Genomic DNA, 20,874 nt, shown 5'->3' with positions numbered 1-20,874 from the left:
AAGCTCGCGGCAGTGATCGAGACGGCCGCGATGAACGAGACCGAGCTTGGCGAATACTGCCGCCGCCGGGGCCTCTATCCGGAGCAGCTCCGGGTCTGGCGCGAGGCTTGCGAGCGGGCGAACGACTGGGAGCGTGCGGCGGCGACGCGGGCCGCGCGTGAGACGAAGGACGACAAGAAGCGGATCAAGGCGCTGGAACGGGAACTGGCGCGCAAGGAGAAGGCGCTCGCGGAGGCGGCGGCGCTGATGATCCTCAGAAAAAAGGCCGAGGCGATCTGGGGCCGCGAGGACGAGGACGAATGACGTCTGCTTCGGATCGCCGAGACATCGTTGTCCTCATCGACGAGGCCGTGGCGGCAGGCGCCCGCCAGTCCGCCGCCTGCGCCGAACTCGGTCTCAGTGCCCGCACACTGCAACGCTGGAGGGATGGCGAGGGCGGGATCCGCGAGGACCGCCGCCCTTTGGCTGTACGCCCCGCGCCTGCCAACCGGCTGAGCGAGGAGGAGCGCGACCTCATCGTCGCGACCTGCTCCACGCCGGAGTTCGCCAGTTCGCCGCCCAGCCAGATCGTTCCCCGGCTGGCCGACCGCGGCACCTGGATCGCGTCGGAATCCAGCTTCTACAGGGTCTTGCGGGAGCGCGGCCAGAACCACCGGCGCGGACGCGCCCGGCCGGCAAGCCGGCGCAAGCCGCCTACCAGCTTCGAAGCAAAGGCGCCGTGCGAAGTCTGGTCATGGGACATCACCTGGCTGCCCGGGCCGATCGCGGGAGCGTTCTTCTACCTCTATCTCATCGTCGACATCTGGAGCCGCAAGATCGTCGGCTGGGAGGTCTACGAGCGCGAGACGGCAGACCTCGCCGCCCGGGTGCTCGAACGCGCGGTTTGGGGCGAGAAGTGCCTCACGAGCCCCCTGGTTCTGCACGCGGACAACGGCAGTCCGATGAAAGGCGCGACCATGAAGACCACGATGGAGCGGCTCGGCGTGATCGCGTCGTTCAGCCGCCCACGCGTGTCGAACGACAACCCCTTCTCGGAAGCGCTCTTCCGGACCTGCAAGTACATGCCAGGCTGGCCGACCCGAGGCTTCGCGAAAGTTGACGAGGCTCGGCTCTGGGTTCAGGGCTTCGTGCGCTGGTACAACCTCGAGCACCGCCACAGCGCGCTCCGCTTCGTGACGCCCGACCAGCGCCACCGCGGCGACGACCAGTCGCTCCTCGCTGCGCGCCACCAGGTTTATCAATGCGCCCGCGCTGCCCGCCCCGAACGATGGTCAGGCAAGACGCGAAACTGGAACCCCATTGGCTCCGTCTGGCTCAACCCGGAACGGCTGGAGGTCCGAAGCGGAGGTCATGGAGCCGCCGACGCGCTCTCCAACAAAGCTGGCGGCGGCGGCTCCATGACCGGCCCCGCCGAACGAGCAGCCTGAAATAAGTACGGGCGACAACTCCATTGACGAACACCGCTCGCAGGCGGTGAAGCATTGGACGTCGATAGCGTCCTCAGTCAGGAGGGCCAAGTTCAAGGAGGGGGTGGCGGTGCAGCCCGGGCGAGCCGCACCGCCGATCTCCGCACCCGCCCAGTGGTTGGGGATTAAGGCGGGCGCATCATCGATCTTGGCCTCCGAGCCGATCAATAAGACCCGGAAGACGACCAAACCTTGAACCCGACTAAACCACTCGTAATTGCGAGGGCTTCGCCAGGCATTGTTCCTATGGCTAATGCCACCACTCACGGAACGGTTCATTTATGCCATCAGTGATCCCGGTAGAGAAGAACTTATCTCGAGAGCCTGTCCTCAACACCACGCTCATTCGAGGGAAACTCGGCCTATAGAGGGACTTGGCTGAGCCACCTCATCTAAAAAATGTGTTCGGCTACATGTGCCGTGCTTCTCTCATCCTCCCCGAAAAAATGAAAACGAGAGAGAGTCCCCAGCGGAGCCGTCGCGCATGACGCGGAAATATGTAGTAATCCCAATCACTTGCTTTGCCGCAGGGTAGCAAGAGCCTATATCGAATCGATGCGCGTAACCGTCACTCATGTGCGGGTTCTGTGGCATCGGATCCGCGCGGTTCGGCCGTTTGGGAGATGGAGCTAGTACTGTGAACGAGTGAAGGGCTCGGAGGAGATCACGCCGAGCCCTTCTGCTGGGTGTCGAACGCCGGTGGGGACGGTTGACGTCCGATGTGACACTAGCTCCGGGGTCAGGGCGTAGTTCCTCGAAGACCGGTAAAATGTGACATCCTTCGGAAAATTCGATGAATTACTTGAATTCAAGGAGCGGCGACCTTTAGTGGCGCCTGCGACGTTACTACGCTACCGATTCCCTGTCTGACTACCACGGCAGCAGAGCTCTCGATCAGCACTGTGACTACGCCGGACTGCTGCACTACCGCGAGCAGGTGAACTAGACAGGAGATATCACGATGGCCACTGGCACCGTGAAATGGTTCAACACCACCAAAGGCTTCGGCTTCATCGCACCCGATAGCGGCGGCAAGGACGTTTTCGTCCACATCTCGGCCGTCGAGCGCGCCGGACTGCCGGGCCTCCAGGACAACCAGAAAGTCAGCTACGACCTCGAGTCGGGGCGTGACGGTCGCCAATCGGCCGTCAACCTCCAGCTGGCGTAAGACTTCGCGAGCAGGGAAAAACGCCCTGCCAGATTGCGAAAGGGGGGCTCTGGTCAGCTTCCCTTTTTCTTTTACTCTGCTTCAATCCGCATTGCCCTGAGCCTCGCTGTCTTCTCGTTCCGCTCCGCTGTTTCCTCATCGATATGAGCTTTGGCGGCACGATCAATGCGCTCTTGTTTGATCTCGGCCAAGGTCATCTTTGGGATCGTTACAGGCTTTTCGGCCATTTGAAGTCCTTCCGCTGCCTTGGTTCCGGTAAGTCGGTGATATAGCTGAAGATCGGCCGTGTCGAGGTCTGCCGCTTAGTCTGCATTCGCACGACGATGAAGACGGATGCGCTGCGTCAGGACGCGGCTTTCTTCGGATGGACGCTTTGACCGAAGAGCCGATGACGCGATACACTGAATGCTTGCATCCGCGTAAGCGACTGAATGAAGTCCTCATTTTCCCGGGTCCATTGCGCTGGTGACGCCGCAGACCTTTTGTGCTTCGATGGCACCGGAGGAGGTCAAAGCAGTTGCGACGGCGGGCGGCTTCTCGTTAGGACGCCCTGCATCACTCTTCAGGTCATTATCTTCAGGAGTTTCGCTCGATGCCCGTGTCTCTTCAAGTCATTTACCCCGCAAGCGCCGGTTCCAGGTTTGACCATGAGTACTACGCCGGGACCCATCTGCCGATGGTGTCGAGCCATCTCGGCTCCCACCTCAGCAGTGTTTTGGTCACCAAGGGCGCGAGCAGCGCGCCTACCTATCATGCGATAGCGACGATGGTGTTTGAGGATCAGGACGCTCTCGATGCTGCGATGGAGGCGGCTCAGCCTGTTTTGGAAGACATCCCGAACTTCACCGATGTGAAAGCGGAGATATTGCTGGGGGAAGTCATCGTTTCCTGAGGATCGGTAGACCAACGGGATGCTCACTTCTGGCGGCGACCCCTGCTGGATCGCCGCCACTGGCCCATTGGCTGGTGGATGCGCAGTATAGGCTTCCGTGGTCCTACGGCGCGGGAACTTCCTCGATCTCCTCGACGTCCAGCGTGCCTACCCCCTGTTGGCAGAAGGACATCTCGGCTCGGCTGCCGGAGACCTCGACGTATTCGCCTGCGGTGAACTCGACATCGTCGCTGACAATGGACCACAGGTCACCGTCGGGCGTGGTCAGAGTATAGCACTCGACGCCGTCCCGCACGCGGCCCTCGAGAGACATTTCATCTCCGGACCGGTCTCTTTGCTCATCTTCTGCCGCAACGACGTCGAAGTCGCGAGACTTCAGCGTGACGCCTTGGTCAGTGTCGATCACGAAGGTCAGGATGTCGCCTGGATCAGCCCAGTCGGGGACTTGGACCTCGGTCGACACCTCGCCGTCTGCGGCAACCTGAGCGTTGGTGATGGCGTACCATTCGGCAGATGTCGGCCCCGCACCGATTGTCACGTACGAGTCCGGCGTCAGGCCGCGTGCGCGCACCGACACGTCAGAACCCACCGGTCCGGCGAGAGGCTGGATGTTGAACGCAGCATTGCGATCCTCGTCTGGCACATCCAGCATCTCACCGACAGCCATGCTCAGTGGATCGAGGTCCTCGTTCTCGGAAAGAAGCGCCATCAGCGAGATGCCGAGGGACTGCGCAACTGAGTAGGGCGTGTCGCCTTCCTGCACCCGGTAGCTTCCTTCGGCACGTGCCTGGGAACGGGTGTCGTCTTCGTCACCAGCGTAATCAGCGCCCGCCTGCGCGTCCGCTTCGAGCCGAAGCACGGTGCCTACCTCAATGTCTCGTGGGTTGCCGATGTCGTTGAGCTCGTAGATGCGGGACAGGGATACCCGGCACTGCTGGGTCACCTGGTAGAGCGTATCGCCGGGCTCGATCTCATAGGTCGCTCCGCACCGGCTTTGCGCCTGTACCGATGCCGCGCTCGCGGCCACTCCGATGGCAAAGGCTGAGGCGCCGACGAGGTGGTGGCGTTTCATATTTCCTCCTGGTCGTCTTGAACTACGACAAGAACCAGAGGCGCCGGGCACAGGTTTCATGGCCGAAGGCAATCGGGAGACGCGGCAGGCTCATCCGTCTTACTCATCCACCAGGCGGACAGGTTCGAAGATACAGCCGTGAGCGCCCGAGTAGACACGCGCCTCAACCTGGAACTCGGAGCCGGGGTGGAGACCGTCACAGACGCCGTTGGCGATCATCCTAGGCTGTGGGTGCGGGCCAGAGTTCTCCACGTCGACGCGGTAAAGCCCGTCCTCTTCGCAATCGATCTGACCCTTCACAAGACACGTGGAACTAGACATCTGGACCTCCTCGCCAAGAAATGCTTCACGAGGGTAAGCATGGGGTACGCGGCACCGGTTCCTGACGCGAGAGATTTGATCGCGAACAGGGAACGCGCTTCCGCCCGTCAGGATTGAGCAGGGCTGTGGCGACGGCCGAGAGGAAGCTCCAACGCGACGTTCTTTGGGAGCGGGTCAGCGCGTCTAGCTGCCCGGCGTAATCTCTCCGGTGAGAGAGTTAGTGAATGTTCCGGCCTCAGGATCGCTCAATGAGCTAAACGTTCCCTGTCCCTCTGCTCTCTCCCACTTCCCGGTGCCGCCCTCGGTGGTCCAATCTCCCGTCAAGGCACCTTCTTCGGACATACCGGTCACCTCGAAGCTGACGAGGGCGGTTTCGCCATCGCCGTCGGTGAAAGCACAGTGTCCGCCGCCAGAGGTTGCTCCGCCGAGCATCATGACGCTGCCGAAGCAGGGCCCGGAGGCACCCGCAAGTGGGTGGTTTTCCTCAGCCATATCAAAGTTCTCGTAGCTGCTCGCAATGTGGACGACTGCACCACTCTCGCCGACCGGAATGGCCTCGCCGACCGTGGTGCCCGTCACTGAGCCTTCCATGCTGGCAGCCTGAGCGATGCCGCCCAGTGTGCAGAGGAAAACTGCTCCGGAGAGAATGAAGATCTTGTTCATCTCATGGTCCTCGGAATGAAAAATACGGAGTCGCCTCAATACGCTGAGTATGCCCGGCAGCAGCTACGCGCCAGCGGGTCCCTCGCATCGGCTCTCTACCTCGGAACGATCCCGCCGCGCCCCCACATATCGCGCATCCTAACTGTCGCAACGGTTCTCTCAGCCCTTTGGGGGGACGGGCTGCCTTGGACCCATATGACGTAGAGGTCTCCCTCCATCCGTTCCCCGAGTGTCTCGTTGATTAGCTTATGGAGGGCTTCTTCCAGTTCGGTTTCGGAACCGCTTAACGTTACCGCTGTCACCGGGTGTGCCTCAGCAGGAGAATTAAGCGAGAAACATAATGCAATTCCAATAATTGCTGCTGCCTTGCTTATGCGCTTTGATGTAGGTCGAAGGAAAACAGCGCCGAAGGCTGACGACATGCCGGAGGATGTCATTTCATCTATCCCAAAATCAAATACTCTAACCTGGTTCAAGTGAAGCTGAGTTTTCTCGATTCGTCAGCAGTTTCCTTTGGCGAATACTTCGATGCCATCACAACTGACGGGCGCGTCTGATGACATTAGTGAACGATGAGCGCTGCTAATCGCCAAGATCGCTTCATTCTTGCACATACGCTGGAGGCGACGGCAGCCGGTCCTGGAGCATCCGTCTTGCTTCTGTGGTGGGTGATTCCACCCTTGCGGGTGTCCCAATGTCCTCGCTCGAGGAGGGCGGCTACGTGGCTGACGACGTGGTGGCCATGAGCCCCGGCACCGTTAGTAGTGGTTTCAGTATCCCTGCGCTGGAGGGGCTTCGGTCTGCGAGACACCGGTCGGAGGAGCCGGTTGCCCTTCATCTGGTGCGGCGGAAAACCAGACGTATCCGATGATTACAGCAATGAGCACGAGAGAGAGGGCGACGGCGATTCGCTTACCGGCATTTGGGGCGGTTCCTGTGGCCATTTCTGCACCCCCTGGAGCGGAACATAAGCGTCGGACACACAGCCAGAGTATATTGCATTCGGGCCTCCCAGTCACGGTCCGCCGTGGATCGGAAGAAGTGTACTTCTGGTGTCGCTACGCCCGCTCCCGGGCATGAAGAGTCCATAAAAGACACCGTTGGAAGCCGCATAGGCTCCCAACGGTGCTCACCAGGAGACAGTGATATGCAGGGCTCAGCTCTCAGGAGGTTTCTGGGTACGCACTCGCCGAGCCCTCCGCCGCAACACGGCCCTCCAGGCGCTGTTCCATGTCGCTTCTGCCAATCCCTGCAACGTCGAGATTGCCCCGTAAGCCTTTGGAACCTAGGCCGATCTGAATGCGTCCTCCTGTCCGAAACGCCACTCAGATGAAGGAGGCAAACACAATGGGTAACGCTAAGACCAAACTGATGGCAGGTGTCGCCGCCGTCGCGCTTCTCGGCAATCCGGCGCTGGCGCAGAATTGGGAAAACGGCTTCGGCGCCGCGTCCTCAATGCAGATGCAAGAAGCCGCCGGTCAGCGCGTGCTGATGGAAAACGGTGCTCCGCTGGGCGAAATCAGCGACTTTGCCATTCAGGACGACCAGCTTTACGTGATTGTCATCGCCGCCGAAGGCAATCCGGTGCCGTTGCGCATGGATGACCTGCGCTACGAGAACAACGGCTTCATTGCCGATGTAGACGCGGCCGACATCCGGAACGCCAGCATGGCCGACATCGAGGGTGCCAACCGTATCCATGACGAGGCCACCTTCGAGATGGCCTTCCGCGAGATCGAGCGCCGTAGCGGCGTGGCGTCCGGGGAAGCCGACGCCAGCACCCAGACGGTGCAGACGGCTGGCGGACAATTCATCGTTGAGCAGGCCGAGCCACGGGTCAGCGTCGATGTGCCGGACCCGCAGGTCTCGGTGAACCAGAACGCGCCCGAAGTCACTGTCGAGCAGCCCGAGCCCACGATCACCGTGACTCAGTCGAAGCCCGACGTCATGGTCGAGCAGCAGGCGCCGGTCGTGACCGTGGAGCAGTCGCAGCCGACCGTGTCGGTGGACATTCCCGAGCCAGTGGTGACCATCGAGATGCCCGAGCCGGACGTGAACGTGGCGCAGCAGCAGCCCAACGTGCAGGTGCAGCAGCCTGAGCCGGTCGTGCGCTTCAAGCGTCCCGAGCCGAAGATCGTCGTCGAGGAAGCCGAAGCGCAGGTTCGCGTGAGCGAGGCCGAGGCCCAGGTGGACATCGACACTGCTGACCAGGCGCAGGTCGCCATCGATCAGGGTGAGCCGAACGTGGACATGCGCACGGCTGGCGACGCCGATGTCGCGATTGAGCAGGCTGAAGCCGAGGTGAACGTGGAGCCCGCCGAGGGTGCCAACGTCGCCGTGGAGCAGGCCGAAGCGGACGTGAACCTCATCGAGCAAGAGCAGACGGCGGAAGCCAACCTCCAGCAGCAGAGCGCCATTCCTGCGGAAGAAGGCTTCACTGTCATCGCCATCGCCGATCTCGACCCGGTCGAGATTGAAGGCACCGGCGTCTACGACTTGAACGGTGACCGTATCGGTGAAATCGAGGACGTGGGTCGCGACAACCTCATCGTCGAGGTCGGCGGCTTCCTTGGTCTGGGCGAGAAAGAAGTGCTCCTTCCGAAAGAGCGCATCTCCATGCAGCGTTCTGAAGTGGGTGACATGGTCCGCGCCTATGTCGACACCACGGAAGAGCAGCTGGAAAATATGCGCTCGGTTCAGTGACCGATGACCGATAGCGATGGGAAGGGCGCCTGCGGGCGCCCTTCTTGTTTCCGCCTTGTAAAGGAATGGGGAAGACGCTGCGCAATGGTATCATAGCTGAGGACCTAATGTCGAAGGTCGACACAGCTATGGCCGAGCTACCTCGAGCCACGCTCCGACACCGCTTCTGTCGCATCGGCATCGTCGAGCTCGCGCTGATAGCCTAGGTGTTTGCGGGATGCGTGCTGGGTCCTTGAATTGCGGTCACTCTTCTAGAGCACCACTATTTGCGCGCCAGCGCGCCTGCCTCGGCAGGAGGCCCCTTCCAGTCATTCATGATGAGGCGCTCAAGCTCGACCGATAAGACGGGCTTCCGTAACACGCCCAGTGGAGCAGCCGCGCGAAGGCCCTTAACGGCGTCTTCGTCTTCGGAACCGGTGACCAGGATCAGCTTCACCTCCGGAAGATGATGCCGTGCGTAGTGCGCCAGCGTCAGCCCATCGCCTCCAGCGACCAGACCGGCATCAAGCACGATGTATCGTGGCTGAAGGTGCGTGACTGCGTCTCTGGCGGCTGCGTCCGCATCGCGGCTGACGGCAACGACTTCGATGCCCAGCTCGCCGAAAGCCTCCTGTAGGTCTTGGGAGAGGAGCGGATCGCGCTGAACGATCATGGCCGTTGACTTCACGAATCCCCCTTCCTGCACGTCCCGGAAATGATTTTAGCCGACGTCATAATCCAGGTCATCTACTCCGGTGGCAGGTCGCCGAGGAACATCAAGGGGCTTCCCGCGTTGAACGGCGTTGAGAGCACGATGGGGGATGAGATGCGCTTTCACAGAAATCTCGGGCCTACGCCCCGAGAAGCGGTCGCAGCGCTGCTCGACTTGGGCATGACCATCAGCGAGGTAGCCCGGTACTATCGCGTGTCCCCGGAGGCTGTCGCGCTCGTCCTGGCTGACGATGCACGTAAGATCATGCCGTTCAATGACAAAGCAGCCGCGCCTCTCCCGCTGGACGTGGGCGCTGCGATCAGCAATGGTCGGGCGGCGCTCTTGCACTAAGCTACAGCCATCATATCCGCGACTTTCGGCGCGTGACGTCCGCAGCGATAAGTACGGGCCTTACTTCTCCTGCGACTTGGCAGAAGTGCGTCTGCCTGTCCTGAGACCATTCCCGAAGTCTCCATTCCAACGGCCCGACTTCAGGAACAGCGCCCGCGCCATCGCATCGAGCGGCTTCAGCCCGCACAGGTGATACAAGAACCTCAGCGAAGGCTTCGTTGCGCTCGCTCGCAACAGGGTGCAGAAGCCGCTCAACGGCTTCGCGACTTTTGTCAGGAGCTTTGGCCATCTGCTTCTCTGCGGCTGGCGCAACGTGCACGCCGTGAGATGCGTCCGGGCGCGATGGCGGGAACGGCTCGATATCCGTGAGTGGTGGCTTGCCGTCCCCGCGCGTCCTGACCGGTGCTTTCGGATCCCGGCTTTGGGCGCTGACGGACGCTAACAGCGCGGGCGATGGGGTTGCATCCTCCCATAGTATAGGGGTGGTGCGACAAAATGCTCCGCTTCGCCCGAATGTAACGTATCGGAAACCCACCGCCACAATGTTGACGGGTTTCGGACTCCGTTTGTGCCAAACTACACACGGTGCCCTGAAATGTTCGACGCAGTTCGAGATGTGTTGGTTTGCCTTCAATCGCTGGACGCCTGGGGCACACGCTGCCTGTCAGGGCTGAGCCTACTGGCGACCTTCGTGAGTGGGGCGCTAGTCATGCTGGCGGCCGTATTCGACCTGTTCTCCAGCACTCGACAGTCTTTCTTGCGCGGGAAGCACTCGAAGACGGTTTGGCGGGCGTAGGCGGTCACGTGAGGCGCGTTGAGCAGCGAGCTCAACCAGCGCCAGTTTGCTGCCCTTGGCGCAGGCGGACGACAAGCAGACCGTATCACGTGCGCTGCCGTGAGATTTCCTTATTCTCAACGACTTGCGCCGGGCGCCAGTGAAGTTACCGTGCCAAAGCTTACCAGCAGGATATGATCGATGAGCGAGGGGGTCCGGATTCGATGCCGTGGATGACGGCGCTGCTACTTTTGGCAGCCAATCTAGTAGCCGCTCTGAGCCATCTGGCGTCTGCTGAGCCGCCCTTCTCAGGAGCGGCGCTGGTGCTTTGGGGCACCGGCGCGAGCTTGGCGGCATTCAAGCTGGCAGTGCGGTTAACGCAAGCCGATGAAGCTTTCGATCAAGTTCCAAGGCCAGCGGTCGTACGGCTGATGACGCCTCTGAAGCTCACGTCGGCGGTATGTCTCGTCGCCGGGATTCTGTTTGTCCTGTTTCTTTAGAGCAGAAATGACGTATCCGACTGCAACCTTGCAGGGGCTTGAGCGTTGCCAGTATCTCGTCCGCGACCACATCCCGCCTTGGAGCAGTTGGGTGATCGACTACCGTCTTATCGTGGCGATGTTGCTGCTGTGGACAGCGCTCGTAGCTGGGCTGTTGCTGGGCTAGAGGTGAGCGAACGGCCTCGGTGTCGACTAAACGCTTGCCCACAGAATCTGTGGATATGTCTGCGGATGGCTCGCGGAGGAACCAAGAAACCGCCGAAGCCACAACAAGATGAGCCTGCTGCCTGTTTTCTAGGCGCTCGCTCTTGAGATGTGCGAGCTGGATTGCGGTCAAGGGAAAATGCGCTGCAATGCCACTTCTGCGAACCTAAGGGCGACGTGTCGACTCCTCGCGGTTGTCGAGGTCTACGTTTGTGTCCCGTTGCATGCTGCGCTGTACGTGAGGAGGGGCCTTATCTCTACTGGTGGATAGCTGAGCGCAGGTCGCCTTGTTTCGCATTCACGGGATTGCATCGCAGGCTCCGAAAGAAGCTGGCGTTCGCGTCCGAGTAACGGCTAGTCGGAGACATACATCCTTCCCAGGATGACTTCCCCCCTTACTCTCAGCCCGGCGTCGTCCGGGCTTCTTTTTTCCTGCGGGATGGGAACACTGCTGCGAACGCTGCGCTCTTTTTCGCTGGCCACAGTCCCCAGGACCAGTGCGGCTCGCTGACCGTGGGTCGTGGTGCCGCCGACGGTCCTTATCCCATCCTACGCCGTCGGCGGCTCCAACATTTCCAGCCTGTTTCGGCCGGAACCGTTTTCCTTGCAACGCTTTGACCTATTGCCGTGAGCGGCAGCGGGCGCTGCGTCGGAGAGGATAGCCAGCGCCCGCAGCACCGTCGGCAGCGTGCGATCTCCTTAATACGGCTGTCGGCGGTGCTCGGCATCCGCACTGCGAGGGCCGGAGCGGATGGCATCTGGAGCCAGCCCGCAAGGACGACGAGGTGCTAAACCTCCGGCTTCAGTACATCGCTCTGGACACTGCGTTCGGTCGGCTCGTCGTGCGGATGGAGAGGTAAGCCGAGGTGGCGGATGATTTGCGGGTTCTCTCCGATGGGATTGCCAGTGCTTCTTCGGGGCAGCTAGTTGCGAAGGCGTTGCGAGACTTGGCGGATGAGCTGGACGAGGGCGAATGACGGCAGGATCCAACAAAAGCGAGCGGCCGTTGCGGACACGTCAAGCCAAGAAGGGGCCGAGCGGGAAGGAGCCTTCCATTGACGGGCCGATCAAGCGGCATCGGCCGCGCAGGCTTCGCACAGCTGCAACCGCCTTCGCCGTGTGCTGCATTGCGGTCATCGTCGTTGTTGTCTTGCTCGCCTAGTGCCCCCGCTCCGTTCTGGCCGCTGTTGCTGCTACTGCTGCTCCCAGTACGCGTCCGTCTCATCAAGGACTTGAGGATCGTATGCGTTGTCCGTGAGCGCTCCCGGAATTTCTTCCAGGGCGTCTTCTGATATGGGCAGCATCAGTTCGCCGTCGGACGAACGTTGGATAGCGTTCATCGGGACCGCTAGCTGTTCGGCATCGTTAAACCAGCCGTCTCGGTCGATCACCGCAAAAATTCGCGTTGGCTCTCCGTGAACGATAACAACGTCCCGGACGTCACCGATTTCATCGCCGTCCGCGCCCACGACTTCCCGATCAAGCACGTCATTCAGCGGAATGACCTGAACACCATCCATAGGCGCAGCCTGTTCCACGGGCGGCGAAACCTCCGGCTCCACATTGCCCTGCTGCCCAATCTGCTCGATTTCCTCAAGGATAGCTCGGCAGGCTGCCTCGTTGCCGCGACGTGCCAAGATGATGGCGGGGCGCAGCAGCTGCTGCAAATCCCGCTTGGCGGAACCGGACAGCGACCGCTCGAGCGGGGGCACCGTCGACTGGAGCTCGTTGTAGCATTCAGAGGCGGGGGCCTGCATCGGTTGTTCCTGCGACGCAGCGCCTTGAACGAAGGCGGCGCTTGCCAAGACGGCTGCTGCTATAGTCGAGACGGTGGTCCGCATAGGGTCTCCTACGGTTCTGGGGGCGCACGACTGCCGTGTCCGGCCCGCTAAATGGACTTCATGCCAGCAACGTCGAGCCACGGATCATGTTCCTGGAGGTGGGCCAGCAAGAGTAGTCGATCAGGTGATTGTTCTTGTTGTGTTCACATGTAGACCGCTGGTACAGCTCTGGCATGCATTGGCCCTACACCGTCCCTCACGATCTCAAGAAACGCTTGGAGGAGGTGCTATCTGTGCGGAGCCATGGACCCGCTGAGGTGTGGGGCGAGGTTCGGGATTGGCTAGAGGCGAAGGGCGTGGAGATGCCCGAGGGTCTGGAGGTCGAACCGCTGAAGTCCGAGCCATGGGAGTGGATGGATCAGTAGCAGCCGAATTCGGCGGCTTTCGGTGGGGCGTAATTGCCTCATCGGCTCTAGATCGGCCACAGCCCGCCGGGTCGTCCGTTCGTGATCTCGAGCATTGGCTTTGCCGTGGACGAGGCATCCGGCGAGCCGACGGCTGTGTCTGTTACGACAGCGAACCTGGACGAAGACCGTCGGTGTTCGGCCGGAGCTGTCCCTGTCAGGAGTCATCGATGCCGTACGCGCTGAACTGGCGGGCGAAGCCTCTCGCGCAGAAGGTGGTTGCGAACCCCGGCAAGGACAAGGATGTCGGCCGAGCCGCAGAGACACCTGACGAAGCAACTGGCGCTCAGGCTCAAAAGGCCGCAGCGATGGCAACGGTGAGGTGGTCGGTGCTACTATGCGTCATGAAGTACGTTGTCCCTACCGATCCGGTGTCAGCGCAGTTCTGCTCGACGGAGCTGCCGGGTGAGCGTGTGGTCATCATAGATGCGATCTATGACGGACTGATTGCTTGGGTTCAGGCAGCGGTCGACCGTTCACCAGAGATCGATGTTGCTGCGACCGATGTTGGCCAGTATGCCCGGCGTTGCCGCGCCGCAGGTGACCCTCCACGTTCGAACACGGCTAGGCTTGCCGTGGACGACTTCCTGTCGTCCGAGACCGGTCTCAAGCGGCTGCTGGACGATGGACATGAGGTCGTCCTGGTGCATGAAGACCGTGCCGATCTGAAGATCCTCAATCGGCCGCCGAGCCTGACGTTGGTGCCGCTCCACGTGTCTGACGGCTCGCAAGCTCGCTCGGCGGCAGGGCTGATGGCTCTTCGCAAGTTGGCGAGGGGAGACGGTCCGAGCCGTCCTGAGACGACACCCGCTCCAGAGACACAAACGGAAACAGTAGCTGTCAAAGCCGTCGTCAGGATCAGTGAAAGATGGAGCCTTTCCGACGAGCAGGTAGCGGCCCTGTTGCGAATATCTCCGGAGGATTGGTTGACCAAATCCCGAGAGCCCCACGGAGCGGCGTTCACGGAGGACCAGATGCTGCGAATGAGTGCTCTGGTCGGAGTTTACCGGCTTCTGCACGAGTATTTCTCGGCAGACCTCGCGAACAGGTGGATCACGCTGCCGAATGACGGGCCACTCTTCCGAGGCGCCCGGCCGGTCGACATGATGGAAACAGGTGGTCTATCGAGCATGGTCGAGGTCAGGCGCTATCTCGAAGACCTTATCGAGTAGCCCGACGATCAGAAGTCATCGAGAACCTCAATATGCGGCTTCCTGGCGGACTTTGGAATGAGGTGCTGGATGCGGCGTTCTTGATGAAGCCGGTCTTGGATGCCTTTCAGCTCGAGATCAAAAAGGCTGATTTTCTGGAGCGCGCAGACCTCGAAGACAGTGCCGATGCTCACGCCTGGATCGCCGCGCTCGATCCTCTGGAGCGTCCCGCGAGAGATACCAGCTCGTGAAGCCAGCTCTGCGACCGTCTGTCGAGCTTGGATTCGATTGTTGCGAATGATCGCTCCCAGGAGGGCGACGGCTTCTGCTGCGTAGGGCTGTAGAGGGCGCACGAGATGCTCCATAAAACGGTCATATAGGGCCGTAGTGATCGATTTATAGATCAATGGGGGCGAAGTCACGCGTCCGCGAACAGCAGGGCGACTTCAAGCGTGATCCACGGCGGGTCGAGTTCAAGCACTCCTTCGCGCAGGCACGTGGTCCTAAAGCCGTCGTCGGTGCGGCGGTGATGGACGACGGTTCGCTGCTCGGGCAGGAGCACGAGGTAGTGCTTTAGCGTGCGGAGACGGGCGTAATCTGCAAGCTTGGCAGCGCGGTCTGCCGAGCCCGATGTCCCGGTGATGACGTCGGCGATGATAATGGGATCAGGCACCAAATCCGCATCATCGGCCAACCTAGGCCCGCAGCGGACTAGCACGTCGGGCTCGCGGTCAGTGTTGTCGTCGATCCGCACAGACATGCCCAGGAGCGCGTCACACTCGCATTCGAGGCGGGCGATTTCGTTCGTGAGGCTCCTGAGCGCGGCCCCTTTTAAGCGAACATGGGCAGCAGTCAGATAGGGCTTCGGAGGGGACATGCCTACATGTTATCATAGAAGATGGGAACTGGCTAAGAGGATGGGGACAGCATCTGAACGCACGGCGAAGTGCAGCGTCTTCCTTGAGTTACCCGAAGGCCGCTCTTTCGGAGAGAATGAGTGCGGCGGTTTGACAAATCGGTTTGACCATTCTGAAATCTAACATAAATCGAAACCGATCTTCAGATCGGATGAATGAACTTGGACATCTAACGACCAGAAATTCCTCCGGTGAGCAGTCGTATAGTGGGGTGGCGGTGACATATTTCGGGATGTGGAGTCGGCGAGCGGCCTCTCGCGTGGTATGCCTCATGCCAGGCACCCTGCTCGCAGACGCCGCCGATACCCAAGAGTTCCAGGCTTTCACTGTCGATGGCTGGCTTGTTAGCTTGGAGCAAGGGGATACCTATGGAACCTGCCTGCTTTCGAGCGCTGTCCAGCCGCCCTATGTTAGCGTCATATATGAAGGTGCCGACGACTTTTTTCTCATGGTGAGGGGCTCGGATAAGAACCCGAAGGAGCACGATGTCGGCATTCAGCTGATCTTCGAAGGCGGTAAAGAGTTCTCGCTGATCGGCACATCGTCGGGGCACGACAGTTATACAGCAAGCCTTCCGACCGACGAGGTCGAACGCTTTCTTGCCGCCCTGGAAGGATCAGAGCACGTCGTTATGACGACCGGCGCTGATCGACCATCAGAGGAGTACTCTCTATCCGGGGGAGAGGGAGCAACTGAGGCTTTCGCTGCCTGTGCGCAGCACTTGGACGGATGAGACCTCCGCGCCCCGGAAGAGCTGTCGCCAGCCCTTTGGCCGCTACTTCGCAGGCCCCAAGTCGGCCCACTCGATCATTCGACCGATATCTCGCACATAGGCGTCGACCGTACCTTCTTTCGCTCTTTCCGCTGCTTCCGCCGCCCAAATCGAAATGAAAATATGGGAGACCATGCCGTGGGTCGACTGGAGAAGGATGACAACCTTTCGCACGTCGTCGAAGTTTGGATCAAGCAAGTCTTCCTGAGGCTTATCGAAGACCCACACAAACCGGTGTGGCGGCTCCGTCGTTGCCGACCAAGTGACCATTGTCGTTGAGCCAGGGAAGACAAAGACGTCGTAGTGATAGGCGCCGATATCAGTTTCGCCGATTTTGTCATGTCCTACTGGAACACGCTTTCCCGTGCGGCCCCTCTGGTAGAGAAGTAGCTTCGACGAGAAAGTACCGCTCGACAGCACAACTCTGAGAACGCTCGGACACTCGGACTGACATAGTGCAAGATGATGCTCCATTAACATAGCTGTGTCAATGGGTTAGAGACCAAAGTCACCGCTTCTGAACTCACGACGAAGTGCAACTTCTTGCTTTCCCAACCTAATTCACCGAACCACCGGTCTCAATCAGTCGGTTCCGGAAAACTTCAGCGGGCGTGCGAAAGCCGAGGCATTTACGCGGCGTGGCATTGAGGCGCTCGCAAATCGACTTCAAATATCGATTTGTGAGGGCCGTGGGATCCGCATGTCTCGGCAGATACCGACGGATCCGGCCGTTGGTATTCTCGACGGTGCCTTTCTGCCACGGAGACTTTGGGTCGCAAAACCAAGGCTCGACATCGAGGAGCTCTTGCAGATGCGCCCAAGCCGTAAACTCGGTCCCTCGGTCGAACGTGACCGACTGACGGGCTTCGGAAGGGAGCGTGGAGAGCGCGTCGGCCACGGCTTCCATGACAGGGCGGGATTGGCGGTCGTCGTTCCGGAGCGCCATCGCGAAGCGGCTCACCCGCTCGACAAGCATGGAGATGTTGGGCTTGCCGAACTCTCGCCGGAAGAGGACAAGGTCGCACTCCCAATGGCCGAACTCGCTCCGCCTTGCGACGCTGGCGGGGCGTTGTGCGATGCTCATAGCCTCCGGAAAACGCTTGCCGTGCCGCCGCCTGGCGATCCGTGGTCTGCGCCGCCGACGTCGCTCCGGGAGGTGCCGATAGAGGCCGTCCGCCAGTCCTTCACGGGAATACGCGTACCTGTAGATCGTCTCGTGCGAGACCCGCCCGGGACGTGGGTCGATGCGCAGACGTCCGGCGATCTGCTCCGGCGACCAGCCTTCGCGCAGACGTTCCGTCACGACCGTTCTCAGCGCCGGATCGGCGACCAGCTTGCGATGGGTGGCCCGGCGTTCGTCGGCCATTCTTTGAGCCGCCACGCCATGATAACCGTCCAACTGCGGTAGCTCGGCATCCCGAAAGTAGTTTCGCTTGATTTCGCGATAGAGAGAGGATGGCGCGCGACCGAGTCTGACGGCTATTTCTTTCATTGGGATCTTCGCTTCCCGCCATTTCGCCAGGCAGCGCCGCTCGGCAAGATCCAGGTGAGTATAGCAGGACACCATCATAACCCTCCGTGTAACTCTCTGTTTTCGTACAGAAGTTGCACTTCGGATGTGAACCCACCCCTCAGCGTGCCGAGCGTCGCAGAATCTAGATTATGTTGCTAATCTCCGATGTAGGCTCACGCCAAGTGAGGCGCCGACGTCGCAACCCCTTCATGAGGATTGACCGCCCAGGCGAAATCTGTCCCCCAGCATTCACCGAACGTTGGCAGACAGCGAAGCTCCTTCGCTATCTCCACGAGAAGGTTTCAGATGACGAAAAGGTTTCCAATATGAAGAGGCTTTTAACCATTTCTGCGGTTATTATAGGTCTGCCTTGCTCGCCTGTCTTCGCCGATTGTGAGGTGTGGTCCGTCGAAGATACAAGCACAGGAACGCAAGCACGCGAACGGCTGTTCGTCGCGACGGATCTTGACGAGCGTGATGCGGCTATAGCAATGGCAACCGGTTTAGCTGGTCGTCGTGCAAGCCGTAATCATCTCGATTTTCTAGATGTATTTGTGACGCGCAAGCAAGACGGTCAGGAGCGTGAGCAGCACTCGGGCATGAGCAGCATCGTCCAGATCCGCTTTAACCCTGGCAATACTTCTATTATTTCGGGAAGCCTGCAAGGCGAAGCGGTGGCGTCTCCCGGAGCACTATCTGGGCCTTCAGGTAGGTGGCGTCGATCATCACGGTCTTCTTCTCGCCGTGCCCGGCAGCCAGTTCAGCCATCATCTTCGCGAAGATGCCTTTATCGCTCCGCCGTTCCCAACGGTTGTAGAGCGTCTTGTGGGGATCATATTCCTTCGGTGCATCTCGCAATCGTAACCCATTGCGATTGATGAAGATAATCCCGCTGCGGACGCGCCGGTCATCGACGCGCGGCTTGCCGTGGGACTTCGGAAAATAGGGCTCCAAACGTGCCATCTGCGCGTCGCTCAGCCAGAAAAGATCAGACATGTTCACCGCCCGGTTTTCGCGCGGTGAATTATGCCGTTCGACTGAATTCAATGGGTCCTGAGCCTAATCGTTGCCACTCTCGCCGCGTTCGCACTCGGATCCCGCCTTGAAACACAAGCAGTCGCCGGCTGATCGTCTTGTTCAGGGCGAACTATGCAAACTTTGAAGATTCGCTCCCCATTACATTTTTACAATGCTGTTACGAAAAGTCCCGTTGGGTGTCAGCCAGAAGAGGTGGGTCGCGCACTCCGCGTCATATTTACCCTTGCTTAACCGCCGCGCGATATTTCCGGTGACGAGCGACATTTGAGTGCCGGAGTGAAGCGGTATTTTGATGCAGCTTGGGAATAAGATATGAATTACTTCTCGATGTTAATTGAGTGGGAGCATGAGCGCTACGAGGCGGGATCGTTTAGCTGGACTGGGTGGGCCAAAGATTCATGTGAGGCAGAGTGTCTTGCGCGGAAGGTGATGGCCTCTCTATATAGGCAGGAGGTGGAAGATGCGTGGCTCGAGGTTGCGGAGAGCAATCCTTGCCTTGTTGACGATCCCGGATACTTTGGTGGCGCAATAATCGAGTGCGTCGAAGGGGCGCAAATATGGAGCGCTTCGGAAGTCGCTAATGAACTAGAGATGCTACACAGGTATGGCTTCGGCGCGAGTCCACGAAAAGTGTCCGAACTCTTGGAAATGCTGAGGCCAAAGAGCAAAGAGTCGCCTTTAAGTACAGAGGGCGCATGAGGCGAGAGCGCTACTGCGCTTTCATATTCGGCCCTTCGCTTCTGGCGTGCACGCAAGCACTCGGATGCGGCCTTGAAGAGGCAAAAGCCAGTGACCGTCTTGGCTTATCGAGGTAATCGGCGAAACGCACTGCCTTAGTCAGACGACCAAATCAAAACGGAGGTAAGAAGTGGAGGGCTTGGCCGTTTAGTTCAAAAATGACAGTATCCGAATTGGGTTGTAGAGCTGGCACCAAGCGCAGCGGCAATCGCCTGTTCCATGCGAAGCCCCCCGGCAGAACCTTGGCAGGGAGGCGAGAACTGGCCCGCCGGGGGTTCTTCAGGTGCGCTGCGCCGCCTGACAGGAGTCACGTGAAGCGGGGGCTCGTACGCCCTTTGTGACGTCTAAATTTCCATTCGCGTGCAGAATGGAGCATTAATCCCGCATTATTCGCCGGAACGTCCTCAGCCCGCCTCCGGCGCGCCGAGGAGCCGTTCCGGCGAATAATGCGGGTTGAGACAGTCCGTAGCGCTATTTCTCTGAACCAGAGGAGTACGAGATGGACGACAAGAAGACGACGACGTCAGGCGCGACGGAGGCCACGGCCTCGTCGGCGCGCGCTCCAAACGCTGGCGACGACGGGGCCGTGGCCGGTGGCCCGAAGCGCTTCTCCGCGAAGCGCAAGCTGACGGCGGTCCAACGGCTGATGCGGGGCGAGAGCCTTGAGGCGGTATCTCGGGATCTGAACATCCCGGTCCATCGCCTGTCGGAATGGCGCGACCGCGTCCTTCTTGCGGCGGAAAGTGCGCTGAAGGAACGCGAGCGGGACGACCGGGACGCGGAGATCGCGCGGCTGCAGGCCAAGGTGGGCGAGATCACCATGGCCAACGAGTTGCTGTACGAGAAGATCGACAAGCTGGAGGGCGGGCGCCCTTTGGCCCGGAGGAGGTCGAGGAATGAGCCAGGCGCACTCGATCTCCACGCGGCGGCGTTACGGAGTGTCTCTGGTCTGTGAAGTCTGGCAGCTTCCACGAGCGACCGTGTACCGGCACCGCGCCTCGAGCAGCGCCGCCGCCAACGAGACGCAGCCGCCCCGCCGTCGGGGACCGAGAGGGGCGGCGCCCGACCATGTGCTCCTGGAGAGCATCCGCGCCGTCATCGCGTCGTCTCCCTTCACCGGGGAGGGCTACCGGAAGATCTGGGCGCGGCTTCGGATCCGCGGCATCCGAACGGCTGCCCGCCGGGTGCGGCGGATCATGAAGGAGAACAGCCTTCTGGCCCCGCAGCGTCCGGTCCAGCGGGACGCACGGCCCCATGACGGGACAATCGTGACCGAGAGGGTAGACGAGGTCTGGGGCACGGACATGACCCAGACCATCACGACCACGCAGGGCCGGGCCTACGTCTTCATCGCGGTCGATCACTGCTCGGGTGAATTCGTCGGCACCCATGCCTCCTCCAGCGCAAGCCGATGGGAGGCGCTCGAGCCGATCCGACAGGGGGTCACCCGGCACTTCGGCGGCGTCGAGCCGGGCGTGGCCGCAGGCCTGAAGCTGCGCCATGACCACGGGTCGAACTACATGGCGGAGGACTTCCAGAACGAGATCCGCTGCTTCGGCATCACCAGTTCGCCCGCCTTCGTGCGTCAGCCCGAGGGCAACGGCGTGGCCGAGCGCGCCATCCGCACTCTGAAGGAACAGCTTCTCTGGGTCCGCCACTTCGCGACCGTCGAGGACCTCAGGCAGGCCTTGGCG

21 protein-coding genes and 2 pseudogenes are annotated in these 20,874 nt (G+C 60.5%); 12 read left to right on the top strand and 11 right to left on the bottom strand.

Going from position 1 to position 20,874, the window contains the following annotated elements:
• From BM162_RS21040 to BM162_RS21030, 3 genes and pseudogenes are all read left to right on the top strand, one after another.
• Positions 1-303 (top strand): annotated as a pseudogene (locus BM162_RS21040) (IS3 family transposase); the annotation flags it as partial.
• Positions 300-1,427, top strand: coding sequence for an IS3 family transposase (locus tag BM162_RS21035; RefSeq protein ID WP_093425127.1), 1,128 nt, complete (start codon positions 300-302; stop codon positions 1,425-1,427). The pseudogene BM162_RS21040 and the gene BM162_RS21035, both read left to right, overlap by 4 nt.
• Positions 1,428-2,427: 1,000 nt before the next feature.
• Entirely contained in the window at positions 2,428-2,634 is a 207-nt protein-coding gene (locus tag BM162_RS21030) for a cold-shock protein (RefSeq protein WP_093425702.1), read from the top strand.
• 71 nt (positions 2,635-2,705) lie between these two features.
• Here BM162_RS21030 and BM162_RS23020 read toward each other — a convergent pair whose 3' ends face one another.
• A complete protein-coding gene (locus BM162_RS23020) occupies positions 2,706-2,861 on the bottom strand; it encodes a hypothetical protein (RefSeq protein ID WP_177215318.1) in 156 nt (51 codons plus the stop codon).
• Positions 2,862-3,226: 365 nt separating this feature from the next.
• Between BM162_RS23020 and BM162_RS21025 the strand changes: the two genes are divergently transcribed.
• A complete protein-coding gene (locus BM162_RS21025) occupies positions 3,227-3,526 on the top strand; it encodes an EthD family reductase (protein ID WP_093425700.1) in 300 nt (99 codons plus the stop codon).
• 103 nt (positions 3,527-3,629) lie between these two features.
• On the opposite strand, the gene BM162_RS21020 is transcribed toward BM162_RS21025, so the two are convergent.
• The 3 genes from BM162_RS21020 to BM162_RS21010 all read right to left on the bottom strand — a co-directional run bounded on the left by BM162_RS21020 (position 3,630) and on the right by BM162_RS21010 (position 5,582).
• A complete protein-coding gene (locus BM162_RS21020; RefSeq protein ID WP_177215317.1) occupies positions 3,630-4,598 on the bottom strand; it encodes a LysM peptidoglycan-binding domain-containing protein in 969 nt (322 codons plus the stop codon).
• A gap of 99 nt (positions 4,599-4,697) precedes the next feature.
• Complete coding sequence (locus BM162_RS21015; protein WP_093425697.1) at positions 4,698-4,919, bottom strand: hypothetical protein; 222 nt, start codon at positions 4,917-4,919, stop codon at positions 4,698-4,700.
• A 183-nt stretch (positions 4,920-5,102) separates the two neighbouring features.
• Positions 5,103-5,582 (bottom strand): hypothetical protein, encoded by a 480-nt coding sequence (locus BM162_RS21010; protein WP_093425696.1) that lies wholly within the window; start codon positions 5,580-5,582, stop codon positions 5,103-5,105.
• A gap of 1,347 nt (positions 5,583-6,929) precedes the next feature.
• Here BM162_RS21010 and BM162_RS21005 point away from each other — a divergent pair.
• Positions 6,930-8,285: a PRC-barrel domain-containing protein gene (locus BM162_RS21005; RefSeq protein ID WP_093425694.1), complete on the top strand. Its 1,356-nt coding sequence runs from the start codon at positions 6,930-6,932 to the stop codon at positions 8,283-8,285.
• A gap of 262 nt (positions 8,286-8,547) precedes the next feature.
• On the opposite strand, the gene BM162_RS21000 is transcribed toward BM162_RS21005, so the two are convergent.
• A complete protein-coding gene (locus BM162_RS21000; protein ID WP_143096269.1) occupies positions 8,548-8,952 on the bottom strand; it encodes a response regulator in 405 nt (134 codons plus the stop codon).
• 27 nt (positions 8,953-8,979) lie between these two features.
• Here BM162_RS21000 and BM162_RS20995 point away from each other — a divergent pair, with 27 nt between their 5' ends.
• Both BM162_RS20995 and BM162_RS20985 read left to right on the top strand, forming a co-directional pair.
• Complete coding sequence (locus BM162_RS20995; protein ID WP_093425691.1) at positions 8,980-9,327, top strand: hypothetical protein; 348 nt, start codon at positions 8,980-8,982, stop codon at positions 9,325-9,327.
• Between the two features lie 999 nt (positions 9,328-10,326).
• On the top strand, positions 10,327-10,602 hold the full coding sequence (locus BM162_RS20985) for a hypothetical protein (RefSeq protein WP_143096268.1): 276 nt from the start codon (positions 10,327-10,329) through the stop codon (positions 10,600-10,602).
• Between the two features lie 1,397 nt (positions 10,603-11,999).
• Here BM162_RS20985 and BM162_RS20980 read toward each other — a convergent pair.
• Positions 12,000-12,647, bottom strand: coding sequence for a PRC-barrel domain-containing protein (locus BM162_RS20980; RefSeq protein WP_093425687.1), 648 nt, complete (start codon positions 12,645-12,647; stop codon positions 12,000-12,002).
• 233 nt (positions 12,648-12,880) lie between these two features.
• Between BM162_RS20980 and BM162_RS23510 the strand changes: the two genes are divergently transcribed.
• Positions 12,881-13,012, top strand: a complete 132-nt coding sequence (locus BM162_RS23510; protein WP_281243838.1) for a hypothetical protein — start codon at positions 12,881-12,883, stop codon at positions 13,010-13,012.
• 209 nt (positions 13,013-13,221) lie between these two features.
• Positions 13,222-14,223, top strand: coding sequence for an antitoxin Xre/MbcA/ParS toxin-binding domain-containing protein (locus tag BM162_RS23390; RefSeq protein WP_245759366.1), 1,002 nt, complete (start codon positions 13,222-13,224; stop codon positions 14,221-14,223).
• Between the two features lie 8 nt (positions 14,224-14,231).
• Here the strand turns inward: BM162_RS23390 and BM162_RS20970 are convergent, their stop codons facing one another.
• Both BM162_RS20970 and BM162_RS20965 read right to left on the bottom strand, forming a co-directional pair.
• On the bottom strand, positions 14,232-14,567 hold the full coding sequence (locus BM162_RS20970) for a helix-turn-helix transcriptional regulator (RefSeq protein WP_093425705.1): 336 nt from the start codon (positions 14,565-14,567) through the stop codon (positions 14,232-14,234).
• Positions 14,568-14,620: 53 nt separating this feature from the next.
• Positions 14,621-15,079 (bottom strand): Uma2 family endonuclease, encoded by a 459-nt coding sequence (locus tag BM162_RS20965; protein ID WP_093425685.1) that lies wholly within the window; start codon positions 15,077-15,079, stop codon positions 14,621-14,623.
• 311 nt (positions 15,080-15,390) lie between these two features.
• On the opposite strand from BM162_RS20965, the gene BM162_RS20960 reads away from it, so the two are divergent.
• Positions 15,391-15,852, top strand: coding sequence for a hypothetical protein (locus tag BM162_RS20960; RefSeq protein ID WP_093425684.1), 462 nt, complete (start codon positions 15,391-15,393; stop codon positions 15,850-15,852).
• A gap of 42 nt (positions 15,853-15,894) precedes the next feature.
• On the opposite strand, the gene BM162_RS22600 is transcribed toward BM162_RS20960, so the two are convergent.
• The 3 genes and pseudogenes from BM162_RS22600 to BM162_RS20945 form a co-directional block, all read right to left on the bottom strand.
• A complete protein-coding gene (locus BM162_RS22600; RefSeq protein ID WP_143096267.1) occupies positions 15,895-16,365 on the bottom strand; it encodes a hypothetical protein in 471 nt (156 codons plus the stop codon).
• A gap of 82 nt (positions 16,366-16,447) precedes the next feature.
• Positions 16,448-17,458, bottom strand: coding sequence for an IS30 family transposase (locus BM162_RS20950; RefSeq protein ID WP_093425703.1), 1,011 nt, complete (start codon positions 17,456-17,458; stop codon positions 16,448-16,450).
• Positions 17,459-18,103: 645 nt separating this feature from the next.
• A pseudogene (locus tag BM162_RS20945) lies at positions 18,104-18,400 on the bottom strand (transposase); the annotation flags it as partial.
• Between the two features lie 1,279 nt (positions 18,401-19,679).
• Between BM162_RS20945 and BM162_RS20940 the strand changes: the two are divergent.
• Positions 19,680-20,135 (top strand): transposase, encoded by a 456-nt coding sequence (locus tag BM162_RS20940; protein ID WP_093425681.1) that lies wholly within the window; start codon positions 19,680-19,682, stop codon positions 20,133-20,135.
• On the top strand, positions 20,077-20,874 hold a 798-nt coding region (locus BM162_RS23505; protein WP_143096266.1), incomplete at its 3' end, for a DDE-type integrase/transposase/recombinase. The genes BM162_RS20940 and BM162_RS23505, both read left to right, overlap by 59 nt.

It is taken from the genome of Tranquillimonas alkanivorans (genome assembly GCF_900115595.1).
Lineage (GTDB): Bacteria > Pseudomonadota > Alphaproteobacteria > Rhodobacterales > Rhodobacteraceae > Tranquillimonas > Tranquillimonas alkanivorans.
The sequence above is the reverse complement of the archived record's forward strand: the minus strand, read 5'-3'. Positions and strand labels throughout refer to the sequence as shown.